We start from the raw sequence: 22667 nt of genomic DNA on the forward strand, positions 1-22667 counted from the left end.
ATCTCAGATAATAGAGCTATTTTAAATTATACTTGCATACGAACTGTTCGCATACAGGCAAATCTTGGAGTACAAAAAAACAATGTCAAATGTTTCCAGACTTATTATAGTTGAAGGAATTGTACAAGGTGTAGGTTTCCGCCCTTTCGTGTATCGCATAGCGAAAAATCACAACATTACCGGTTCTGTTAAAAATAACGGAGGAAGAGTTGAGATCATAGCTGAAGGTAGTTGCGGCAACATTGAATCATTCATACATGACCTGAGAACAGAAAAGCCTGCAGTGAGCCAGATATATGCAATCGATTTTAAAGAAATTGATACGAGCGGCTATGATGATTTCACAATTATCAAAAGTAGCACAGAAAAAACACCTAATTCCATACTTGTCCCTGACATTGGAATCTGCAGTAACTGTACTCAGGAACTTGCTGACCCTGAAAACAGACGTTATGAGTACCCTTTTATCTCATGTACTGAATGTGGTCCAAGGTACACACTTACAAGAACGCTCCCATACGACAGGCAGAACACATCCATGTTCGATTTCAAACCATGTACAGCATGTAATAATGAATATACATCACCTGCTGACCGCCGTTTTCATGCTCAAACCGTGTGTTGTCAGGAATGCGGACCGGAACTAACATTCACAGATAACACAGGTAATATCCTTTCAAAAGGAAAAGCGGCCATCGATGAGTGTGCAAAAGCCATCAATGATGGTAAGATACTTGCCATAAAAGGATATGGTGGATTTCACCTGTCCTGTGATGCTTTTCAGGATGAAGCAGTAAAACTGCTGAGAAGCAGAATTGGCAGACCACAGCAGCCATTTGCAATTATGACAAAGGACATCGAAACCGCAAGACAGATCGTCCACATAAATGAAAAAGAGGAAAAACTTCTCCTGAGCAGCAAAAGACCTGTTCTTATCCTTAATAAAAATGAGGATTCTGATTCAGGCTGTGATTATGAGGAACTTGCACCTCAACTGCACAACATTGGAGTGATGTTACCATACTCAGGCATCCATCACATGCTTTTCAAAAATACATCAAGTAATGCTTATGTCATGACATCAGCCAATATTCCCGGCTTGCCCATGGTCATCGAGGATGAAGTGGCTATTCGTGAACTTGGACATATTGCTGACAATTACCTGCTTCACAACCTGAAAATTGAGAATCGTATAGATGACTCTGTTATCAGAGCCTTTAAAGAGGACCATGTTTTCATCCGCCGCTCCCGAGGGTATGTTCCTGAACCTATCGAACTGCCTTTTGACATCAGACCATCTGTAGGTGTTGGAGCTGAACTTAGCAACACCCTGATATTTACTTCAGGAAACAAAGCATATATTTCTCCCCATATTGGAAACACAAATCATTTTGAGACTGCTATGTACCACGCAGAAGTCTTTGACAGGTTCTCAAAGCTCACATCCATAGAACCTGAAAGCTGGGGATGTGACATGCATCCGCACTTCAATACCACAAAATTTGCAATGGAGACTGGTGGAGATATTGTTGTACCCGTACAACACCATCATGCTCATCTTGTATCGCTGATGGCAGATGCAAAACTTGACCGTGATGCTGAGATTATAGGCATAGCCCTTGATGGAGTAGGTTATGGTTCGGATGGAACGGTGTGGGGCGGGGAGATTTTACAGGCAAGTTATACAGAACACAGCAGACAGGGACATCTTAAAGCCCATGCCATGCCAGGAGGAGATCTCTGTTCTTATTATCCAGAACGGATGGTCATTTCTATGTTAAGAGGACATGTGGATGAAGATGAGTTATTTGCCCTGCCTTTTGAGTTAAAACATGGTAAAATGGAGCTTAAAATGGTAAGAGAGCAACTGGAGAAGAATATCAATGTAGTAATGTCCAGCAGCTCAGGAAGAGTTCTTGATGCAGCAGCAGCCCTTCTTGGGATATGCAAATACCGCAGTTATCAGGGTGAACCTGCCATGAAACTGGAATCTTATGCAAGAAAAGCAACTGAAAGGTCACTGGAACTTCCGGTTACTATCAAGGATAATGTGTTTGATACCGGAATGCTGCTTTTTGAGCTTTACAATAAGATCAATGAAAATGAGTATTCAGTACCGGAACTTGCATGGGCCTATGAGACAGCATTTGCCCGTGGAGTTTCTGAGATGGCTGTAAGAGCAGCAGAAAGAACACGTATTGATACGATTGGACTTACAGGCGGTGTTGCGTACAACGAGCATATTAGTTACCGTATACGTGATATAATTAAGGAAAATGACCTTGAGTTCATCTCACACTCAAAAGTTCCCTGTGGAGATGCAGGTATCTCACTTGGACAGGCAATTGTAGCAAGCCTGAAAAAAGAAGAATAAAATGTGAGAATAAAAGGATAAAATACGGGTTAAATGAGAAGAATGGCCATGTTAGCCATCTAGTTCATTTCTTTTTTCCTTTTCCTGCACCCATAATCTTTACTATTACAAGACTCAACTCAAAGAAAACCACCAGAGGCACACCAACCATCATCTGACTGATGATGTCAGGAGGTGTTATCACAGCACCCACTATCAAGCATACAACGTAGATGTGTTTTCGATATGTTACAAGAGTTTTATACTGAACTATATCGTAACGCGTCAGCAGTGTCAATATGAGTGGAGTCTCAAAAACAAGACCAAATATCAGAGTTGCCTGCACTGCAAATGATATGAAACTGAATATCGAATAAGTGGCAGTAACCCCTGAAGCTGCAGCGTTCAGGTAGAGATAATCAATAAAGAGTGGCAGCATAATGAAATATGCATATGAGGCACCTACAAGGAATGAAAGAAGAGCGAAGAATGAGACGATTGCAACAGGGCCTTTTCTTATTTTTAGAGTTACAAGTTTTCTTTTCAGAAGAGTTTTGACTGCGAAATATAGCAAAAATGGAAGCAGACAGAACAATCCTACAAATAGCGCTATTTTCATTTTAAGCAGCATTATTTCCAGAGGAGACACATAGACAAGCTTTGCTCCTTCCGGTAAAAGGTCATCCTTGATAGTGCTTATAATTAAGCCTGCAAACTGGAAAGATACCATAAAAAGGACAAAGAAAACTGAGAACAGCAGTGCCAGTTTCTTTCTTAGTGAAACTATGACTATACTGATATCTTCCATAAATGAATTCAAAATATCACCTTTACGTTTTTTCGGGTACTATGTTTTTATTCTATATATCCCAAACCTATTCTGATTTTATGGATAACGAACAAATCAAAAACGGAAAACAAAAAGCAGAAACCATAAATTCAGCAACACTAGGCGTATCGGGAGATTATAGCGAACATGTCAGATTTCATCTGAAGGAGTTGCGCAACCGACTAGTAGTAATAATTGCCGCAATGATCCTTTGTGTTTTTATTGCTTACCCATTTACAGAATACCTTCTTACCCATGCATGGAGTATGTTTCTGGGCGAGCAGGTCGGCATGAACATCTACACTCCATTTGAATGGATGTTTGCCAGAGTGAAAATTGCATTGCTGATAGCATTAGCATTTACGTTCCCGTTTACCTTTTATGAACTTTTCAGGTTTGCATCAAGAGGACTATACCCAAATGAGAGGAAATTCATAAAAAGCGTAGTCCCAATCTCATTCCTGTTTTTCATTGTCGGAGCTGCAATTGCACTGGTATTCATTCTGCCACTAATGTTCAATTACATAATTCTGTCCTCAGACACTGTGGCTGAGAACCAGATATCTGTAAAGCAGACTGTGTCGGTGGCTGTAACACTTCTTGCAGGTACGGGACTAGTGTTCCAGATACCGGTTCTGATGTTCTTTGCAACTAGAATGCAGATTATCAAGCGGCAGACACTTCAGAAAATGAGACTTCTTGTGTATGCATCACTTCTGACACTTTCATTATTTATTACACCAGACCCTACTTTTATTGCCCAGCTTGTCTGTGCAGTTCTTCTGGTAGTGTTATTTGAGATTGGATTACTTGTTTCAAAGTAAGCGAACAAATAAACTATATATTCCAGAAAGAAATAAGGGGTCTATTGATATCATGATAGGTTCGCTCGAGATAGTTGTAATATTGGTCGCTGCGTTGCTTATCTTTGGTCCGGACAAAATACCAGAACTTGCGCGGGCTGCAGGAAAAGCATGGGGTGACTTCCAGAAAGCACAACTATCGGCTGAACTTGGACTATCCGATCTTGATATGATGAAACCGACTAAGGCTACTAAAGAACCTGAACCGGATGAAATGGATAACAAGATCAGGCAGATAGCAGAATCAGCAGGAATAGATGTGCAGGGAAAAAGCACAGAAGAACTTCTTTCCCTTATGGAAGAAGCTGCAAAGGCCAAATGATATTAAAACCCTAGTATAAATTATATACTAGTAACACATAAAAACGGAGTAGTGATAGTTAATGATAGGCGGATTAGGCCCTACTGAACTTTTACTGATCTTTGGAGTAATCTTTTTGCTCTTTGGAGCTGCCAAATTACCGGAACTCGCACGTTCCATGGGTACATCCATGGGTGAGTTCAAGAAGGCACAGAAAGAGTCCGAGCTCTCAGTAAAAGAATTCGAACGTTCCCTAAAGGACCAAGTAAACCCAACACCAGCAGAAGAATCAAAAGAAGAGACAAAGACTGCTGATGTTAAACAGGTAGCAGCAAATCTAGGAATTGACACTACCGGCAAGAGTGATGATGAAATCCTCGCCGAGATCAATAATATGCTGAAAAAGTGAGTTTAACACCTGTTCTGACTCACTTATCTTTTGTTTTCAACCGTTTCTCATATTTACTAATTCTTACTAATAAACAACCTACAGATATGAAGAGAGATTCTTCGAAGGCATTAAGTTGTTTAATCTACACCACTTAGCTATTTTTCGAATAGGACATGTAGCAATATTTTTATTTATTGAGTAAATTATTCTAAATGCCTTGTGCAGGATACATTACTCATCATGTTCAAAAATAGCAAAATCACTCAATTGACACTTTTGGTATTAGCAATCTTACTCATTTCAGCACTTCCTGTAAATGCTACCAATCAAACAGAAAATAACTCTGTAGACCTAAACTTTTCTTCTCGCATAGGATACCCTTTACCTCCGGTAAATCTTGGCCCTCATATTTTTGAGTATCAAGAAACAAGACCAGAATTTATGAGTCATAGAGGCACATTTCCTGTTTTAAATGAAACTGGTCCTGGATACGAATGGATATTTTCAGTTGCTAGGAGTTCTGAGAATCTTTCATCAGATTTAGGCCCATATATGCAAAAATCAGATGGATCTGGTGGACCCATCACTAAGCTGGGAGCTACGGGTGGGGGATATATTGATATTACGATGAATTCTACCCAATATCAAGATATAACTGAATCTGATGTCGATGCAATGTATGGAATAATCAATAGACATTGTGAAGAAATGGTTGGAATAAAGGATGTTCCTGCAGTATTTCTCTGGGATAAAGCTATTGAAAATACAAAAAATGAGAGTTTCATAAATGAAACAGTGAATATTGAAAAAACGGGAAAAGAAACTTCTGGTTTTTCATCATTAATGAGTATTCCTATATTCGCGATATTACTACTATTTAAAACAAAAAAAGAATAAAGCCTGCTCTCTTCAGCAGACTCTAGGAATTGGATCGCCAACTGGCATTCCAAGCTGACGCAGGCTTCCAATGGATGTCCTGAGCAGAACCTTACCCTTATGCTCACTGACAGCCTTACCAACTATTCTGGCATTCTGGCCATATTTGTGAGACTTCAAAAGCTCAAGAACCTGCTCAGCGTATTCCGGACGAACTCCGATAACAGCTTTTCCTTCATTGGCTATCTCAAGAGGATTGAGCCCGAGCATCTCACAGGCTGTGCTCACAGCCATGTTAACTGGAATATCAGTTTCTTCAAGGATTATGCCTACACCGCTTTTCTGAGCCATTTCATTGATACATGAAGCCAGACCTCCACGAGTGGGGTCTTTCAGGGCACAAATCACCGGCTGGCCGTCTTCAGTTCTAAGTTCAAGTGGAGCTTTCAGGAGTCCGTTAACAGGAGCAACATCAGAAACGAGCTTTGTTTCAAAATCAAATCCTTCCCTGTGAGAGAGTAAAGCTATTCCGTGGTCTCCAAGGTTTCCTGTAACAATGATAACATCATCAGGAGAGAGTCCGTTGTCCCTGACAACTTTTGGAGCAACTCCAACACCTGTTGTGTTGATAATCATAGAATCCAGTTTGTTACCCTGAATAGTCTTGGTATCTCCGGTTATGATGGCAACTTCAGCTTCTTCTGCTGCGAGGTTCATAGATTTGATAATCTCTTCGAATGAGGAAATCTCAAAACCCTCGGGAATAATGACAGCACAGGTCAGAGCCAGCGGCTTTGCACCCATGACAGTAAGGTCGTTCACAGTACCGCATACAGCGATTCTTCCAATATCTCCGCCCGGGAAAAAGAGAGGATCAACAACATGACTGTCAGTTGTCATAACTATCTCATAGTCATCTCCCATTTCTTCAGGTATAGAAATGGTTGAACCGTCATCAAGATCGTCAAGACCGACTGTTCCGGCTGAACGTCTGGAGATGTTTTTCAGGATTATACCGCCAATGAGCTGCTGCATGAACTCTCCGCCGGCACCATGTTCCATACTTATCCTGTTCTGCTGGGACATGGAAATCAATCCTTGTTTTCCTGTTTGAGCTGGTCTGCCATGGATGAGATGGTTGAGAACCACTTATCCATGCTTTCAGCATCATGAATAGAAGTTTTAAGAACTGGTATATCAGGATTCAGGTGCTTTGCATCGTCCTCCATCTTTTCCGCACTGGCAAACACAGCCTCTGCAAGATCCTTTTTGTGGATGATTGCAATGTCCGTATGCTTGAATATCATCGGATGTTTCAGTACAATATCATCACCTTCAGTGACGCTCACAACCACAACACGCAGGTGCTCACCAAGTTTGTAGTCTGCAGGACAGATGAGATTACCAACATTCTCCATGAGCAGGATGTCAACATTCTTGAGGTCAATGGATTTCAATGCCTTCTCAACAAGTTTTGCATCAAGATGACATTCCCTTCCGGTGTTCACAGGAATTGTTGTAACACCGAGCTTTGCTATTCTTCCGGCATCCATATCAGCTACCACATCACCTGCAATAACAGCCAGACGGTATTTACTTCCAAGATTCTCAACCGTCTTTTCAATAATAGTGGTCTTTCCGGAGCCTATAGCCCCCATGAAATTGATTGCCAGAACGCCATTCTTATCTAGAAGTTTCTTGTTCCTGGCTGCAAGCTTATCGTTGGCCTTGAGAACATCATGGCCCACATTGATCACATGCATTAACATAATAAAAGTCTCCCAATTGTTTAATCTTATTAATAATTCTTAAATTTAGCAGTTTTAAAAAATATACATTATAACCAGTATCGCTACTGTTCAATATCAATACTCTCAATGACAAGTTCATGCCCTCCGGATGCATGCATAGTTTGGCCGCACTGCGGGCATTGAACATCCAGAAAAGTCCTGATGTCATCGATTATTTCATCATCAACAAAACATAATTTCTTAGCATCTTCGCAAAATCCGCACTCACACTGCATTTCCGGATAAATTTCGTTAATAATGATCTCCGCACCTTTTGCAATGTTATCTTCCTTTAATGTCTCAAGACAGAACATTATCTGGTCTGGATTCACGTGTGTAAGTCTTCCTACACCCAAGGTTATAGAGTTCACACCCTTTGCAGTATTTTCTTCTGCAACGGAGATCACATTATCCATTATCTCACAGGCCAGTGAATACTCATGCACTATCAGCACCTCTGTATCGGTACCAGTTATAACACATGCCTTCCTGGCTTACCATGCATGAACCAACCGGAGTCGATGGTGTGCACTTCTTTGCAAAGAGCGGGCAATTGTCAGGTTTTTCCTTACCTTTCAAAATTTCAGCACAGCGACAGAGTGATGATGCGGATTTTTCATATGAGTAATCTCTCATCTTTTCATTGAGGAGATCTTCATAGATCACTGCTGCATCATATTTTGCAAACTCTGGCTTCATCTTCAGCCCGGATCCATTTATTGTTCCAAGGCCACGCCATTGTGAATCCGTAACCTCAAAGACCTGATACATCATTTCCTGGGCTCGCACATTGCCTTCATCCCTGACGGCTCTTGGATATGCATTCTCAGCGGAGTACTTTCCAGAACCATTCATCTGCTCCAATATCATAACTATGGAGAGAAGCACATCAACCGCTTCAAAGCCTGCTGCAACTATAGGGAATCCCTGTTCAGCAAACTGCTGGAACGGATGAACACCAATAATAGTACAAACATGCCCGGGAGCTATGAAAGCATCAACCTCTATCTCTTTAATGAGTTCTGCAACGGCAGGGATAGTGAGTTTGTGTGAGAGCAACAGGCTGAAATTTTCAGGCGGATTGCGCAGGATTGCTGCTGCATTTGTAGGTGCTGTGGTCTCAAAACCGATGGCAAAGAAGACAACTTTGCTCTCAGGTTCTTTATTTGCAATGGCAAAGGCATCATCTATGCTGTACACCATTCTTACATCGCAGCCCCTTGATCTGGCATCCATAAGACTGCCATTGCTACCGGGAACACGCATCATATCACCAAAGGAAGTGATTATGATACCTGATTCTGCCAGTGCAATAGCCCTGTCAATTTCCTCTTCAGGGGTTACACATACGGGACAGCCAGGACCACTGAGCACTTCTATTTCCTCAGGCAGGACATCACGCAGTCCGTAACGGGAAATAGTTCTCTCATGAGTGCCGCAGATGTGCATTATCCGGACAGGCATTGAGAGTTCACGTATCTTTTCCAGGAGTTCTGACTCAGCAGACATCCTTACTCTCCTTCCATAAGCTCTTCAATGAGCGCAAGGGTTTCTTTTCCTTCTTCTTCAGTAAGCAAAGAGATAGCATAGCCAACATGCACAAGAACATACTGCCCAAGGAGCGCGTCATCGCAGCCACCAAGAAGGTCGAGCTTGATCTGCCTTTCCACGCCGCCAAAATCGACCATGGCAGTATATTCATCCAGCAATGAAGTCACTTTGCCAGGAATTGCAATACACATGAAGTTTGAATTAGCATTGGAGGTATATAAAAGATACTTACTTAAAAACTGAATATCTATTAGAAATTATTAATGAATATTATTCAAAATTAAGAACAGTCGGAAACCTTTATTAGCATGAAAAATCATGATATTCGCGTTCAAGTATTCACAATCAAAAATTATCAGGTATCAGGAGCCTAAACCTATGGAAAAAAGTGAGAATCGCGACTTTTTTAGTATGGATAGAAGAACGTTCCTCAAGGTGGTGGGCGCTATTGGAGCGTCTGCGTTTTTAGGAATACACAGTTCAAAGATTACAAAAGCCCTTGAGCTTTCAAAAACAAAGATCATCTGGATACATGGAGCGGAGTGTACCGGTTGTTCCTCATCCCTCTTAAATGGTGGAAACCCGGACCTTTCCCAGGCAATTGATAAACTCAGTGTTGACCTTGCTTTCCACGAGACACTGCTTGCACAGCAGGGTATATTTGTCGATGGAAGTCCGGCATCAACCTCAGAACTTAACTCTGAGATACTGCTGGATGAGGCCATTGAAGAAGGAAACTACATACTTGTTGTCGAAGGATCAATTGCAAACGGACCTGATGGTTCAGGTAAGTACTGCATGTATGGAGAACGCACATTTAAGGAAATATTCGAAAAGGCTGCAACTAATGCAACTGCAATCATGGCTGTCGGAATGTGTGCTGCATACGGCGGTGTCAATTCAGCAGACAGTGACATTAAAGATATTACTGACTTCAGAGGCGTTGCATACCTAAACGAGGATTCTTCCAAAGGCATGCTTTCCATACTTGGAATTGACAAGCCTGTAATCAACATTGCAGGATGTCCGGCACACCCCGACTGGGTTCTTCTTACCCTCGCAGCGGTGATCCTTGGAAAGATAGACATCAATAACCTCGATGCAGTTCTTGACACCTACGGCCGTCCTGTTGTATTCTTCCCAACTGATAACTCAATGCATGATAATTGCCCACGCAGAGGATATTATGACAGAGGTATCCTCGACGATGACCTCTCAGGAGAAGGTTGTCTCCTGAAAGTCGGATGTAAAGGTCCGTACACACGTTCAGACTGTGGTCTGCGCAGGTGGAACGGTTCCGTAAGTATGTGTACCCAGGCAGGTTCCCCATGTATCTCATGCTGTGAACCTGGTTTCCCTGACGTTGCATCCCCATTCTATGAAATGATCGAAGATAAGCCACTGGCATATGGTATGAACGTCGGAACAATGTCAACTATTGGAGTAGGCGTAGCTGCTGCTGGTGTAGCTGCACATGCCGCACGCAGGATCGTTTTTGACAAATATGCTGAAGACCGCAAGAGAAAAGAGGAGGAATAAAAATGACCCGCGTTGTTGTAGATCCTTTAACTCGTATAGAAGGACACCTTCGTGTATCCACTGAAGTTAATGCGAATGGTGAAATTACCGATGCACAGAGTTCAGGAATGCTTTTCAGAGGAATGGAACGCATACTCGTGAACCGTGATCCAAGGGATGCTTCACGTTTCACACAAAGAGTATGTGGTATCTGTCCAACCGCCCAGGGAATGGCATCTGTCAATGCTCTGGATGACCTTTATGAAGTTGCTGACCAGATCCCAAAGGATGCCCTTGTCACAAGGAACATCATCCAGTCAATCAACACAATGGCAAGCCACGCAACACACATCTATGTATTATGGGGACCTGACCTGGTAAACCCTGCATATAGAGACCTGCTGGCAACCGTTGAAGGTACAGGCAGTGTTGTATGGAAAGAACTCCTTTCCCGTTTTGCACCAATCAGTTACAAATTAAATGGAGAATCCATAACCCCTGGTACAGCTTATATTAATGCGATCAAGGAAAAGAAAAACCTTGAAGAAGCAATGGCAGTTATCGGCGGAAAGATGCCACACCAGATGGCAACCGTTACCGGTGGTGTCACATATCGTCCAAACCTGGCAGATATAGGTACACTGACAGGACATTATTACAAACTGATGGATTTTGTGAATAGCTCAACCCTGGGAGTAAACGCCCAGACATGGCTTGACAACACTTACAGGGCTTCATCACCACAGAAAGCAGTGAACTTCCTGCTGGAACACCTGCAGAACCTGGTGGATAAATCCCTCTCATCTAACGACTTCTCCTTCTCAGCCGGATGGGGTGACCTTGAGCTACTCAGCGCATTCGGATCCGAACTTATCGGTGAAAAGACCCTTGGTTTGCCTGCAAGCTTAAAGATAGACAAGACCGGAGGATACGCAGAGGATGCAAATATAGGATTCCTGACATACGGCGCATTCTATGATGTAGAGAATGGTGACGGTTATGACCCGGTAGGCTTTGGGCAGAGTGCATTCCAGCAAGCTGCATTCATTAACAGCTCATTTGAAAAGAAAGCATTCGATCACAAATACGTCACTGAAGAAACCAGCCATGGATTCTACAGTTCTGATGATGCACTACATCCATATGATGGAGTCACTGAACCTCTAACAACCGCCAGTGAGATCACCTATGAAGGTGGCAGCGACAGCAGGTACAGCTGGATAAAGGCACCACGCTACAATGGAACACCATGTGAGGTAGGTCCTATTTCCCGCCTGATCGCAATGGAAGAACCTCTGACCATGGGCATGATGCAGGTATTCGCAGACAATGGATATTCCGCAGTGAACAGCTTTACAAGAATGGTCGCAAAGGCACAGGAACTTCTTATCCTTGCCGAACAGTTCCTTAAATGGGTGACTGTTGACCTTGATCCAAACGGTAAATACTTTGTCAACCCTGACCTGGATAATGCCAAGGATTCAAAAGGAATTGGTCTCTGGGAAGCACCACGTGGTGCACTTGGTCACTGGGTGAAAGCAGGTTCTGACCTGAAGATCACAAATTACCAGATGGTTGTTCCAACCACATGGAACTGCTCTCCAAGAGATGCAAACGGTGTGGCAGGTCCTCTTGAACAGGCACTCATCGGTACAAAGATCTCTGCAGCAGAGAATGCCCTTGGTGTTGACAACACAAACCCAACAGGTATTTTGCACACTGCAAGGTCCTTTGACCCATGTATTGCATGCGCTGTCCATACCATTGACCTGACTGACAAGGCAAGAACTTCACGAACTTTTAACATTGTATAAAGTGGTGAATTCCATGGAAGACAAGAAGATAGATAAAGAATGTCCTAAGCTTGTCAGCAGAAAAGCTATTAAGATGTATGGTGAGAGGCATATCGAAAGATATTCCTTCCTTGAGAGGTTGGCGCATTTTGCCCACCTCACAGCTTTATTTGTTCTGCTGATCACAGGATTCAAGATATATATGGGCTGGGAATTCCTAACATATCATGCAGCTCTGAATATCCACATGGCATTTGCAATCATTTTCATGGTTGCCAACTGGATAATCATTCCATATAACATCATTACAACAGAATGTCCTCACTGTGAGATATGTGACGCTGGTGGAATACGTGGTTATTCACACAGGGCCATGCACATCGCAAGAAGGTACCTCTTCGGTCCTACTGATGCCAAAAGAGTGAAGCAGATATTGCTAAACTACCTAGGTAAGGCACCATACCCTGCTTACACTGTATTCGATGTGAAGAACAGAGGATACATAGACAAACTCCACCCTATGACAAAATTCCTGTTGGTATTCGAAGGAGCAGCAGTAGGCCTTGTATTTATTAGTGGAATTCCACTTTATCATCAGCAGTGGGAACTGTTGGGTATACCTATCGGTCACTGGATTCTTCTTGCAGGCGATATGATCGGCCCATACTTTAATCTGGGTACACTGGCACTTATCCGTACAGTACACCTGCTGGTGGCTTACTTCTTTATTATTGAAGTAACAGTACACGTAGGTATCATTGAACTGGATCCAAAGATATGGAAATTCCACAAAGCAATTTTCTGGACCGGAACAAGTGACCTTTGTGACTATCACTATGTTGACCTTATCAACGTAGATGATGATGAACCTATAGCTCAAAAGGAGTGATTCTACGATCCGAATACTTGGATGTGGCAATCCCTTAAGAGGGGATGATGGAATAGGCATTCACGTTGTAAATCGCTTAAGTGAAATGCGTGATGAATTGCCTGATAATGTGGAACTGATGGATGCCGGTGTCGGTGGACTCGATATACTGAACATGCTGGAAGGAGTCAGTGATGTGATTATCGTAGACGCCGTGAAAGGTATCGGAGATGTTGGTTCTGTTCATCGGTTGTCAGCTGATGATGTTAAAAATGCCATATCCAAGGAATGTATTTCCGTTCACGATATCAGTCTTGCAGATGTACTAACTATAGCCGAACAAGTCCAGGAAATGCCAGACCGACTTACAATCTTTGCCGTAGAAATTGAGAAGGCAGACGAGATCTCAGTTGATCTGTCTGAAAAGGTTAAGGACTCACTGGACACAACTGTTAAGCTGGTATTTGATGAAATCAGTGCGATGAAAGCTTGTTGAGGGTTTACCTGATCCGTCCCTCAGCAATTATCACTGCACCATATTTCTGAATATGAGTTCGCTCATGTACAGGCTAGTTTAAAAAACTTTGAATTTAGAGAGAAAAAGTATCATTTGATACTAAGTAAGAAACAAATACAGAGTAATGGTTGATTAAAACATACTCAGGAGATAACAATGGAAAATCCACGCTCAACTCCATTAGAGGAACTACTTGTCTGGATCCTCAGTGTTGACCGCCGTGTCATACTAATGGAGTCCATAGACTATCATCAGGTGATCAAAGCATCTGATGTCGCACAGAAAACAAACAGATCAACTCAAAACATAAGCCGTGCCTTGACGGAACTCAAGAATAAAGGCATTATTAAATGCCTTACACCTGAAAAAACGACCTGGAAAAGGTATATGTTAACAGATACAGGAATAAAGGTACGTCAAAAACTCCAACAGTACCACTGACCTCTTTTCTGTAAGACTGACACTGTTAACGTTTGAAATGGGCTTTTGCCCATTTGTTTTTCTTTTTTGTGATTTTCTGAATTATAAATATGAGATTATGAGATTCACTGAAAAATCATATTGCACATTACTCTTTATGCAAGTGGTAGGCAAGTTCTACAATACCAGATTCATATTCCTCTGATGAGATGGGATATAGTCTGATACTGTTCTTAATGTCCTTGAAAAGAGGTATTCCTTTTCCAAGAATGATTGGTTGTATTGCAATCCTGAGTTCACTGATAAGTCCCCTGTTTAGAAGAGGAGATATTATTGAAGAGCCACCAACAATCCATATATTACCACCGGTTCCAATAATTAGATTTTCTGTGACACTGACCGGATCGTCTGAAAATAAAATACCCTCTCTTATCTTTTCATGTTCCGGATAAGGATTCTGAGTTGTGAAAACGTAGCATTCTTTTCCTTCATAAGGCCACTTGCCAAAATCAAGCACCTGCTTATAGGTTTTGTGTCCCATCAGCAGAGTATCTGTTTTAGCAAGGAAGCTATCAAAATCATATTCATCTTCACCAAGTAGCCAGTCAACATTACCATCTTCATCTGCAATATAGCCATCAAGGCTACATGTTATCAGTAATATTACATCACGCATGTAATTTCCCCACACCTAATTACGTTTCTTACATTATATTTGCTTACTGGCATTAGAAAAAATTGATGATGATAGATCTATCATGTCATTGAATCTGAGTAAAGGTTATCATTTGTTTTTTCATAACCACACCCCATTTTGTGTAGTTTTAAACCCAGACGAAAAAGAATATATACCAGACAATACTAGTCTTTCTCTATAGAAATAGTAGAGATTATACAAATGAAGCTTTCAACAAAAAGTGAATATGCCTGTCTTGCACTCATAGACCTCTCCGAGAACTATGATACAGGATACATCAAAATAGAAGATATTTGTCATAGACAAAACCTTCCAAGAAAATATATCGAGCAGATATTACTAACCTTAAAGACAGCAGGATATGTGAAAAGCCGCCGTGGAGCCAATGGTGGTTACATGCTGGCTAAAGAACCCGGACAGATATCCCTGGCAGAAATAGTAAGACTCATGGATGGAGCCCTGGCACCTGTTAATTCAGTGAGCAAATACTTCTATGAATGCACACCGCTAGAAAAAAATGATGCACTGATCAAGGTATTCAGGGAGATCAGAGACTATACTTCTGATAAAATGGAGAATACAACATTTGCGAATCTGATAAGTGAATAATTTTTTAAATTGAATCTATACTATATCGATAGAGAAAATCAAGTATACGGTCAAAGGGGAATTTCAAATGAATGTTAAAGAAGCCATAAACAACCAGTGCAATGTTGCGCAGGAACATACAGGACAAATTCTATGCAACCCCTTCCAGTATATAAAGAGCTAAGATAGGAAAAACGATTGCTGTTAGAAGATATGAGAACTTATGACGGACTGTGAAAAGTTTCGGGAAAGGTTTAATTACATGAATAATCATGAGATATATGCGGTGAAAATACCATCATTAATCATTACAAAGACACATATAAGGAGATTTGAACCATGGAAGAAGCAGAAAATATCTTAAAAGGACCTAAATTAAGAATACGTCGAAAATTACAAGATAGTTACTGTACGCTGATAAAGGAGGAATATCTATGTTCCATATGATGGGAGCGGTAAAGATGCCAGGACAACTTCAAAATGCTATGTCAGATGAGGAAATAATCTCCTGGGTACTCGGTGTTGACAGACGCATTGTAATTCTGGGGTCCATGAAGAACCATCCAATCCTTAAGGCATCCGATATTGCCCAGGAAACAAACAGGTCTACTCAGAATATAAGCCGTGCTCTTAAAGAGTTCAACGAAAAAGGGTTCATTATGTGTCTTAACCCTGAAAAAACAACCTGGAAAAGATATACAATTACTGCTGCTGGAAGAGAGTTGCTTCAAAAACTCGATGATGTTTATTTCGATCCAAATTAAGTGAGAGGTTGCTAACGTCAGGGTCAGCTTTCCTCTTTTACTCTTATTTTCACTTATCACACAATTCTTCATTTCGAAATCCATCCTATTTTCTTTTTTATTATTGTGCAATTGAGAGAGATGTTCTGATAGATCAGATAACCTTAAGCTTAAGTAAGATAATCGGAAGTATCTTTCCGCCCCAAGTCACCGGTATAGAAAAAATGCTGATAAAAATGAGATTTCTATTTAAATGGCAAATATAGGAAAATGTGCATTGTTGCAAAATATGAAAGCTTATGAAAGATAGTGAAAACCTTTGGGAAAGGTTTAATTACATGAATAATCATGAGGTATTCGTGGTGTAACACATTATTAATTATGATAAATAATTAAAATGGAGACCTGAACCATGAGAAAAACTGAAAGTATCATAAAAAAACCTGAGTTAAGAACGTGTCAAAAACTGAAAAATAGCTATTGTCAACAGAAAAAGGAGGGGTTGTTCTGTTAAAGATGATGGGAGCAGTCAATATGGAAAGAACTGCTGCGAACCACATGTCAGACGATGAATTAATCGCGTGGGTATTCAGTGTTGACAGGCGTATGGTTCTGGCTGAATCAATTAAGAATCATAAGATATTGAAAGCCTCTGACATAGCTCAGGAAACAGGCAGGTCTACACAGAATATAAGTCGGGCTCTTAAAGAGTTCAATGAAAAAGGATTTATCATGTGTCTCAATCCTGAAAAGACCACATGGAAAAGATACACAGTTACAAATGATGGAAGAAGCCTATTGAAAAAGATCGATAAGGTCTATCTTTAATCTCAAAGAAAAACGAGAGGTTGCTAACGTCAGGCCAGCATTCCTCTTTTACTTCTCATTTTAATCCGCATCCCACAATTTCCATTCCGGTATTCATATCTTTTTTCAGGCACTATCCGTAACCTCTTTGATATAGGGACCAAGAATCATGTCCTTGTAAGCTCCGCCTGCAGGAACCTTAGGATAGAGAACTTCTTCCCTGTCAGTGCAGATCTCAAGGAAACAAGGTCCTTCTGAATTAAGGAAAGCCTCCATTCCATCTTTCAAATCTTTTCTGTCAGTTATCCTTTCTGCAAAAGCAAAGCCGAATGATTCTGCAATTTCTGAAAAGTTAACGTCCTTTGGTCTCTGTGTTCCTGTCCTGACACCATCATATGCAGCATCCTGAAGGTTCTGTACCATTCCATCGATCCTGTTGTTGAGCATGAGTATTTTTATGGGCAGGTCCAGTGATGCGATTGTATGCAGTTCTCCAAGATTCATTCGCAAACTGCCATCGCCGTCTATTGCTATGACCCTTGCATCAGGATTTGCAAAATGGACACCTATGGATGTTGGCATGGAAAAACCCATTGTCCCAAAGGAACCGGATGTCATGAAGGATTTTGCTTTCTGCATTGGAAGATACTGGGCTGCAAGCATCTGGTGATTGCCGACACCTGTGGTTATCCTGGTGTTATCATCAATATAGTCTGACAGCATGGACATGACCTCAGCAGACTGGATAGATTCAGACTGACGATTGTAGTCCAGTGGCCAGGTCCTCTTTAGTTTTCTGGCACGTTCCTGCCATTCAGTGATATTCAATGTAATGTTATGCCTTTTAGCATAGTTGAGCAGGTCCATTACGGCAGTGGCTGCATCACCAATAAATGTGAACTTTGGAGAACGTTCGATCTTTATCTGATGCATTTTCTCAGGATGGATATCAATATAAGCTACGTCAGTGCCAATCGCAAAACCGACTTTTTCAGCGACCCTGTCATCCCAGCGGACACCGATAGCAAAGAAGAAGTCGTTCTCCTGGATGAGCATATTGGCATAGGGTGTGCCGAACATCCCAAGCATTCCAAGGTTAAGGTCATTCCGGCCGTCAAGGACACCTTTTGCCATGAGCGTGTTGACTGCTGGTATTCTGAAATATTCGTTAAATTCGCGTATAGCATGGCTTCCGGCTTCGGAGTTGAGACCTCCTCCAAGATAGAGCAAGGGTTTTTTTGAGTTAAGGAACAACTGGAAGAATTCCTCGCACTGGTCGTCGCAGAGATGCCTGTCATCGTTGTAACTTTCTTCAAAACGCATGATGTTTATGTCATTGTATTCATGAGTCCTCAGTTGTTTGTTCAATGGGAAATCTATAACGACAGGTCCTGGTTTACCTGATTTTGCAAAGTAATAGGCATCTTTGACTATTGATTCGACATCGTCATCGCTTGATAGCAGAATGACCTTTTTGGAAGCTTCACCGAATACGCTCTCAACATTAATATGCTGGAAGGAGTCAGTACCTATCTTGTATTCAGGAACCTGCCCTGCAAAGACCAGCAGGGGAATGCTGTCACCATATGCATCGGCGACACTTGTGAGCGTGTTGGTGATTGCAGGTCCGGATGTGACTATTGCAACACCGACCTCGTTGCTTGATCTGGAGTAACCGGCTGCACTGAAGGCTGCTGACTGCTCGTTTGAATTGATAACTATTTCGATGTCACTCTTTTCAAGGGCATGGAATACCGGAAGTATTGCCGCTCCGGTATAACCGAATATTTGTTTGACCCCGAGGTCCTCCAGACATTTTACTAATATTTCTGCTCCATTCATTTCTTCCATTTGAATTCTCCGTGAAGAAACGATTCCGGCACAGGATAGACTGATCAGTAAAGTAACCAAAAACAGTGCACTTGAGCCAGAAAAGTTTCTTTTGTTAGCTCAAGCGTTTAGCACTACCACTACTACGGGCACTTCTACTAAGGTGTGAGTTGTGGTAGGGTTAGACATTAGGTTATGGTTGGTGGAAGTGATACTTAAGGGTATTGGAGTTAATGATTAAGAAGCGTGTTTTTTCCTTGTCTCAACTTTGTTATACACGTCCCTGGAAAACCTCAATGGTGTTTCATCTATATTGAGACTTTTCTTTCTCATCTCGATCAAACTACATCCATAATCACACTGGCATGATACCAACGAATCTACCACTCATAAAAAAATATTGTAATATTTGGATTAAATTATTTTTTGTGAGAAGAAAAGGAAAGCGGCCTGGGAAAATGCCACTTCCCACATTTAGACTTATGACCTTCTGAACAGCATAACCATGAAGACCATAGAGACAGCCACCCAGAGTTCAAAACCCGGAAGTCCTTTTTCTTTGACCACTGTTGAACTGGCAGATACCTCCGGAACTACAAGTATTTCCTGAGTCGGAATTACTTCTGTTTTGTCAGGTAGTATCATTGGAGTTGTTGGATCCTCTGAACTCAATTCAAGTTCTGCAGTCTCCCCTTTCTGAATTGGATTCTTGCCATAATCCTGCAACTGTTCTGTATTAGAATTCATTACGAAGAACTCAAAGTCACCATCATCAAATGCTGTTATGTCCACATCGTATTCATCCGTTGTTGGCAGAGTGAAATACCACTGATGTCCGCCTTCTCCATCAGACATTTTTAGAAGAGATGCATCAGGGATATCAAAGGCCATTTCGTTATCACTAACAGCACCCAACTGTCGTCCACTGCTGTCAGTGATCAGAATATTTACCGGGCAATGCAAACTGCCTACCAAAAAATCTCTCGCATCAAAGAAAACAGGTTCATTCGAGTTGGTGATATTATATGAATTCATGTTACCACTTAATTTATCACCTGCTGCACCGAAAAACATCTTTTCCCATTCACTGATAGACATCACCTCCGGTTTCTGCTGAACCCATGGATCAAATACAACTCCAGTCTTCTTCCAATAGGTTCCTACGGGATATACAACGACAGCGTGATGTGCGTAAAATGATCCTGCTATCGGGCCGAAATCATAACCGTTCAAAAGATGACACTCATCAGGAGTTGATTGGATATTATGAAGGAATTCCAAAACCATTGCCTGATATCCACCACATGTAAATTCACCATAATCACTATTTATGACAGAATACATGTTATTAACAGAACCAGGATTAAAACCAAGAGTTGTCCATTCATTACCTGCTTTTATATCTGTTTGATATGGTCCTTCAGGGATACGTTGTTTGTAGAGACGGATCACCTCTTCAAGATCTGCTTCCTTGTCACAGGGACATTTCACAACTACTTTAGTCTTAGCTACGGTCTTCTTATCTATTTTGGCAGAAATCGTACAGGTGCCGATGTCCTGGGAAGTAAAAAGGCCACCGTCAGAACTAAAAAGACCAGCGTTGTCAATTGTCCCTATAATTACATTATCTTTGTAATCACTAATTGATAGGGATTGTGCAACATCCCATTTAACATCACTATCATCGACATCTGAAATGATTCCATTCCTCTCTTTTTTTAGAGTGAAATCAATTGTTTCACCAAATTCTATCTCTTCATCTGCAGGAACAATGAAAAAGTCTTCTTTGTTATCTTCTGCAGCCATCAAAAAAAAAGTCAGAGATCTATAACCTCTAATCTGTTCACTCGACACTTGTACACTGTAAAAATTAGGTGTCGCATATTTAAGTTCATCATAGTCTGAGCCTAAGATATAGTTGAACATGAATTCATTCGTTGAATTAGATGTTCGTTTTATAGGGTAGCCTCGTTTGAGAAGTGACCATCCTTTAGTATCTACTCCTTCAACTTCAATTATAGTATAAACACCATTCTGCTTGTTTTCCGGAGTGGTATCGACTAAAAATTGGACATAATCACCCCTTCCTTCAACATGATAAGCAGGGTCATATCCTACTACATCACCGTTAGGGAAAGTGAACTTGAAAGTAAACTCTCCAGAAGGGTGTGGAAGTTCATAGGTTGTAGCTGCTGATGTTACAATTATCATTGAATTGAAAAGTGTTATAGAAAGAATTAGAATAGTTAAGACTCTATATTTCTTGAAGTTTGGATTTTTTAAGCTCATGTTTGCCTCTAGGTAATTTTAATAAGGATTTTTATATCCCTCTTGGTTTAGTAAGTATATCATATACATTTTCTAACCAGAATATGGATAGGATTCCTGCACCTCTCTGACAAAATCCAGTACATCAGAAAATTTTGTAATTTTTCTTTAAAGCACATCAGACCCAGAATATAGAATCTCATTTGCCCTATCCCAGCAAGCATCTGCTTCCTCTGTCCTTCCCATTGCATATAGTATTGAACTTTTTAGTTCCCAGGCATCTAAATTTCTAGAGCCAGCATCAGTAAGGTAGTCACAGATTTTTAAAGCTTCATCGTACTCTCCAAGTTGAAAATGACTGTCGGCTCTGTGCAGCATATAAAATCCGGATGATGATCCTAATTCATGTGCTTTCTCGTGTGCTATAATGGACTCTCTCCACTCTCTTTGATAATAATGAGCTTCTCCTTTCATGGACCACACATCAACATTTTCAGGATCTAATTCCAGAACTTTGTCATATGCTTTTGTTGCATTCTCGTAATCACACCTTAAAGAGTGAGTCTCTGCTTTCAAAATCAAAACACGTGTATCATTCGGTGATTCTTCGAGTACTTTATCAAATGCATTTATAGCATTATTATATGAATCAATATCTGGATATATTTTTGTTTCATAAAAATAAACCAACCCTTTTCCATACCAAGCACTTATATTTTCTGGATCTAATTCGAGTACCTGATCGTATGCTGTCATGGATTCATCATAATCTCCAGAGAGATAGTGAGAAAATCCTTTATAGAGCCAGGCATCTGTATTTTCAGGATTTAACTTAAGAGCTTCATCAAAAGCCTTTATAGCTTCATCATACTCTCCAGAGTCATATTTGCTCTGACCATATGAAGTCCAGGCGGTATCATTATCAAATTTAGCAGAATTGTCAATACAGCCTGCACTGATCAAAACAAATGTGATACATACAATTAATAGGACAATCTTACTTTTAATCATAAGTTGGCTATCTAAGCAATGCTATATATAATCTGTTAAAAATTTAACATGGAGGTATAGTTATACATGACACAGAACATTATGCATAACCTCATTCGCAATCACTGCTGGATTTCTTTAGCACCCATAACGGTTATCCAAAGTACCCAGATAAGTTCACCCATTGTGAAATAATCAACAAATGATGGTACATATCCTATCAGGAAATATGAGACCGTTGCTCTTAAGTATCCTAATGATCCGACATATAATAGATATCCAATCCATTTTGGAAACATTCCTGATCTGATAACCAGCGTACCAATTGGTATAAGCCATAGTCCCCAGAAGACTTCTGCTAAGTGCATTGCTTCAGGCATGATTATTGCCATCAATGAGAAAGGTATTCCTAAAAGACCGAATATGACTATCAGCGATGCCTGTTCCTTATCGGTATCCATGAATAATTTGTACAGCAATAACGCAACCACTATCTGAAACACCTGTACAACAATCTGACCTAACTAACCAACTTTGAATAATGTAGATTCGCTGGCGAGTGTCGGTGCATATAACAATGAAAATATGCTTATGACAGTCCATACCGGATAAAGAATTCTAAGTTGGGTTATGGTCTTCATGATAATAATTTTGGTGGGGGTGGCATATATATT

At 40.9% G+C, this 22667-nt stretch carries 24 protein-coding genes; 13 read left to right on the forward strand and 11 right to left on the reverse strand.

Features of this window, described 5'->3' with window-relative positions; genetic code table 11:
* Window positions 1-64 precede the first annotated feature (64 nt).
* A complete protein-coding gene (hypF, locus tag FKV42_RS10515; protein ID WP_230375620.1) occupies window positions 65-2374 on the forward strand; it encodes a carbamoyltransferase HypF in 2310 nt (769 codons plus the stop codon).
* 64 nt (window positions 2375-2438) lie between these two features.
* Here the strand turns inward: hypF and tatC (FKV42_RS10520) are convergent, their stop codons facing one another.
* Window positions 2439-3173: a twin-arginine translocase subunit TatC gene (gene tatC / locus FKV42_RS10520; RefSeq protein ID WP_154810200.1), complete on the reverse strand. Its 735-nt coding sequence runs from the start codon at window positions 3171-3173 to the stop codon at window positions 2439-2441.
* A 68-nt stretch (window positions 3174-3241) separates the two neighbouring features.
* Here tatC (FKV42_RS10520) and tatC (FKV42_RS10525) point away from each other — a divergent pair, with 68 nt between their 5' ends.
* From tatC (FKV42_RS10525) to FKV42_RS10540, 4 genes are all read left to right on the forward strand, one after another.
* Entirely contained in the window at window positions 3242-4006 is a 765-nt protein-coding gene (gene tatC / locus FKV42_RS10525) for a twin-arginine translocase subunit TatC (protein ID WP_196214115.1), read from the forward strand.
* Between the two features lie 52 nt (window positions 4007-4058).
* Window positions 4059-4367 (forward strand): twin-arginine translocase TatA/TatE family subunit, encoded by a 309-nt coding sequence (locus FKV42_RS14235; RefSeq protein WP_154810202.1) that lies wholly within the window; start codon window positions 4059-4061, stop codon window positions 4365-4367.
* 61 nt (window positions 4368-4428) lie between these two features.
* Window positions 4429-4755 carry a twin-arginine translocase TatA/TatE family subunit gene (locus FKV42_RS10535; protein ID WP_154810203.1) on the forward strand — a complete coding sequence of 109 codons (327 nt, stop codon included), beginning with the start codon at window positions 4429-4431 and terminating at the stop codon, window positions 4753-4755.
* Between the two features lie 222 nt (window positions 4756-4977).
* Entirely contained in the window at window positions 4978-5634 is a 657-nt protein-coding gene (locus FKV42_RS10540) for a hypothetical protein (RefSeq protein ID WP_196214116.1), read from the forward strand.
* A gap of 12 nt (window positions 5635-5646) precedes the next feature.
* Here the strand turns inward: FKV42_RS10540 and hypE are convergent, their stop codons facing one another.
* From hypE to FKV42_RS10565, 5 genes are all read right to left on the reverse strand, one after another.
* Complete coding sequence (gene hypE, locus FKV42_RS10545; protein ID WP_230375623.1) at window positions 5647-6762, reverse strand: hydrogenase expression/formation protein HypE; 1116 nt, start codon at window positions 6760-6762, stop codon at window positions 5647-5649.
* The gene (hypB, locus tag FKV42_RS10550; protein ID WP_230375626.1) at window positions 6705-7382 is read right to left on the reverse strand and encodes a hydrogenase nickel incorporation protein HypB; all 678 of its coding nucleotides are present in this window, start codon (window positions 7380-7382) and stop codon (window positions 6705-6707) included. The genes hypE and hypB overlap by 58 nt, the downstream gene beginning before the upstream one ends.
* Before the next feature lie 83 nt (window positions 7383-7465).
* Entirely contained in the window at window positions 7466-7849 is a 384-nt protein-coding gene (locus FKV42_RS10555) for a hydrogenase/urease maturation nickel metallochaperone HypA (protein ID WP_154810206.1), read from the reverse strand.
* Window positions 7842-8912, reverse strand: a complete 1071-nt coding sequence (hypD, locus tag FKV42_RS10560; RefSeq protein WP_154810207.1) for a hydrogenase formation protein HypD — start codon at window positions 8910-8912, stop codon at window positions 7842-7844. The genes FKV42_RS10555 and hypD overlap by 8 nt, the downstream gene beginning before the upstream one ends.
* 2 nt (window positions 8913-8914) lie before the next feature.
* Complete coding sequence (locus FKV42_RS10565) at window positions 8915-9145, reverse strand: HypC/HybG/HupF family hydrogenase formation chaperone (protein WP_154810208.1); 231 nt, start codon at window positions 9143-9145, stop codon at window positions 8915-8917.
* A gap of 187 nt (window positions 9146-9332) precedes the next feature.
* On the opposite strand from FKV42_RS10565, the gene FKV42_RS10570 reads away from it, so the two are divergent.
* The 5 genes from FKV42_RS10570 to FKV42_RS10590 all read left to right on the forward strand — a co-directional run bounded on the left by FKV42_RS10570 (window position 9333) and on the right by FKV42_RS10590 (window position 14091).
* Window positions 9333-10493: a hydrogenase small subunit gene (locus FKV42_RS10570; protein ID WP_154810209.1), complete on the forward strand. Its 1161-nt coding sequence runs from the start codon at window positions 9333-9335 to the stop codon at window positions 10491-10493.
* Between the two features lie 2 nt (window positions 10494-10495).
* A complete protein-coding gene (locus FKV42_RS10575; RefSeq protein WP_154810210.1) occupies window positions 10496-12286 on the forward strand; it encodes a nickel-dependent hydrogenase large subunit in 1791 nt (596 codons plus the stop codon).
* Between the two features lie 13 nt (window positions 12287-12299).
* The gene (locus tag FKV42_RS10580; protein ID WP_154810211.1) at window positions 12300-13154 is read left to right on the forward strand and encodes a cytochrome B; all 855 of its coding nucleotides are present in this window, start codon (window positions 12300-12302) and stop codon (window positions 13152-13154) included.
* 13 nt (window positions 13155-13167) lie between these two features.
* Window positions 13168-13629 (forward strand): hydrogenase maturation protease, encoded by a 462-nt coding sequence (locus tag FKV42_RS10585; protein ID WP_268865989.1) that lies wholly within the window; start codon window positions 13168-13170, stop codon window positions 13627-13629.
* A 177-nt stretch (window positions 13630-13806) separates the two neighbouring features.
* On the forward strand, window positions 13807-14091 hold the full coding sequence (locus FKV42_RS10590; protein WP_154810213.1) for a sugar-specific transcriptional regulator TrmB: 285 nt from the start codon (window positions 13807-13809) through the stop codon (window positions 14089-14091).
* Between the two features lie 127 nt (window positions 14092-14218).
* Here FKV42_RS10590 and FKV42_RS10595 read toward each other — a convergent pair whose 3' ends face one another.
* The gene (locus FKV42_RS10595) at window positions 14219-14746 is read right to left on the reverse strand and encodes a dihydrofolate reductase family protein (protein WP_154810214.1); all 528 of its coding nucleotides are present in this window, start codon (window positions 14744-14746) and stop codon (window positions 14219-14221) included.
* Between the two features lie 222 nt (window positions 14747-14968).
* Here FKV42_RS10595 and FKV42_RS10600 point away from each other — a divergent pair, with 222 nt between their 5' ends.
* The 3 genes from FKV42_RS10600 to FKV42_RS10610 all read left to right on the forward strand — a co-directional run bounded on the left by FKV42_RS10600 (window position 14969) and on the right by FKV42_RS10610 (window position 16926).
* Window positions 14969-15376 (forward strand): RrF2 family transcriptional regulator, encoded by a 408-nt coding sequence (locus FKV42_RS10600; RefSeq protein WP_154810215.1) that lies wholly within the window; start codon window positions 14969-14971, stop codon window positions 15374-15376.
* A gap of 413 nt (window positions 15377-15789) precedes the next feature.
* A complete protein-coding gene (locus tag FKV42_RS10605) occupies window positions 15790-16119 on the forward strand; it encodes a winged helix-turn-helix domain-containing protein (RefSeq protein ID WP_230375630.1) in 330 nt (109 codons plus the stop codon).
* 513 nt (window positions 16120-16632) lie between these two features.
* Window positions 16633-16926 (forward strand): MarR family transcriptional regulator, encoded by a 294-nt coding sequence (locus FKV42_RS10610; RefSeq protein ID WP_230375632.1) that lies wholly within the window; start codon window positions 16633-16635, stop codon window positions 16924-16926.
* Window positions 16927-17031: 105 nt separating this feature from the next.
* Here the strand turns inward: FKV42_RS10610 and FKV42_RS10615 are convergent, their stop codons facing one another.
* The 4 genes from FKV42_RS10615 to FKV42_RS10630 all read right to left on the reverse strand — a co-directional run bounded on the left by FKV42_RS10615 (window position 17032) and on the right by FKV42_RS10630 (window position 22472).
* Complete coding sequence (locus tag FKV42_RS10615; protein WP_154810216.1) at window positions 17032-18756, reverse strand: thiamine pyrophosphate-binding protein; 1725 nt, start codon at window positions 18754-18756, stop codon at window positions 17032-17034.
* A gap of 459 nt (window positions 18757-19215) precedes the next feature.
* Window positions 19216-21024 carry a hypothetical protein gene (locus FKV42_RS10620; protein WP_196214117.1) on the reverse strand — a complete coding sequence of 603 codons (1809 nt, stop codon included), beginning with the start codon at window positions 21022-21024 and terminating at the stop codon, window positions 19216-19218.
* 147 nt (window positions 21025-21171) lie between these two features.
* Window positions 21172-22014, reverse strand: coding sequence for a tetratricopeptide repeat protein (locus tag FKV42_RS10625; protein WP_154810218.1), 843 nt, complete (start codon window positions 22012-22014; stop codon window positions 21172-21174).
* 101 nt (window positions 22015-22115) lie between these two features.
* On the reverse strand, window positions 22116-22472 hold the full coding sequence (locus FKV42_RS10630) for a DUF4386 domain-containing protein (protein WP_230375634.1): 357 nt from the start codon (window positions 22470-22472) through the stop codon (window positions 22116-22118).
* Between the last annotated feature and the right edge of the window lie 195 nt (window positions 22473-22667).

Origin of the sequence: Methanolobus vulcani (genome assembly GCF_006546655.1) — an archaeon.
In the GTDB taxonomy this organism is placed as follows: Archaea; Halobacteriota; Methanosarcinia; order Methanosarcinales; family Methanosarcinaceae; genus Methanolobus; species Methanolobus vulcani_A.

Bases quoted from the DNA above. Each gene is read 5' to 3' on its own strand.
- tatC (WP_196214115.1), top strand. From the start codon at position 3,242: ATGGATAACGAACAAATCAAAAACGGAAAACAAAAAGCAGAAACCATA.
- FKV42_RS14235 (WP_154810202.1), top strand. From the start codon at position 4,059: ATGATAGGTTCGCTCGAGATAGTTGTAATATTGGTCGCTGCGTTGCTT.
- FKV42_RS10535 (WP_154810203.1), top strand. From the start codon at position 4,429: ATGATAGGCGGATTAGGCCCTACTGAACTTTTACTGATCTTTGGAGTA.
- FKV42_RS10540 (WP_196214116.1), top strand. From the start codon at position 4,978: ATGTTCAAAAATAGCAAAATCACTCAATTGACACTTTTGGTATTAGCA.
- hypB (WP_230375626.1), bottom strand. From the start codon at position 7,382: ATGTTAATGCATGTGATCAATGTGGGCCATGATGTTCTCAAGGCCAAC.
- hypD (WP_154810207.1), bottom strand. From the start codon at position 8,912: ATGTCTGCTGAGTCAGAACTCCTGGAAAAGATACGTGAACTCTCAATG.
- FKV42_RS10565 (WP_154810208.1), bottom strand. From the start codon at position 9,145: ATGTGTATTGCAATTCCTGGCAAAGTGACTTCATTGCTGGATGAATAT.
- FKV42_RS10570 (WP_154810209.1), top strand. From the start codon at position 9,333: ATGGAAAAAAGTGAGAATCGCGACTTTTTTAGTATGGATAGAAGAACG.
- FKV42_RS10575 (WP_154810210.1), top strand. From the start codon at position 10,496: ATGACCCGCGTTGTTGTAGATCCTTTAACTCGTATAGAAGGACACCTT.
- FKV42_RS10580 (WP_154810211.1), top strand. From the start codon at position 12,300: ATGGAAGACAAGAAGATAGATAAAGAATGTCCTAAGCTTGTCAGCAGA.
- FKV42_RS10590 (WP_154810213.1), top strand. From the start codon at position 13,807: ATGGAAAATCCACGCTCAACTCCATTAGAGGAACTACTTGTCTGGATC.
- FKV42_RS10595 (WP_154810214.1), bottom strand. From the start codon at position 14,746: ATGCGTGATGTAATATTACTGATAACATGTAGCCTTGATGGCTATATT.
- FKV42_RS10600 (WP_154810215.1), top strand. From the start codon at position 14,969: ATGAAGCTTTCAACAAAAAGTGAATATGCCTGTCTTGCACTCATAGAC.
- FKV42_RS10605 (WP_230375630.1), top strand. From the start codon at position 15,790: ATGTTCCATATGATGGGAGCGGTAAAGATGCCAGGACAACTTCAAAAT.
- FKV42_RS10610 (WP_230375632.1), top strand. From the start codon at position 16,633: ATGGAAAGAACTGCTGCGAACCACATGTCAGACGATGAATTAATCGCG.
- FKV42_RS10615 (WP_154810216.1), bottom strand. From the start codon at position 18,756: ATGGAAGAAATGAATGGAGCAGAAATATTAGTAAAATGTCTGGAGGAC.
- FKV42_RS10620 (WP_196214117.1), bottom strand. From the start codon at position 21,024: ATGAGCTTAAAAAATCCAAACTTCAAGAAATATAGAGTCTTAACTATT.
- FKV42_RS10625 (WP_154810218.1), bottom strand. From the start codon at position 22,014: ATGATTAAAAGTAAGATTGTCCTATTAATTGTATGTATCACATTTGTT.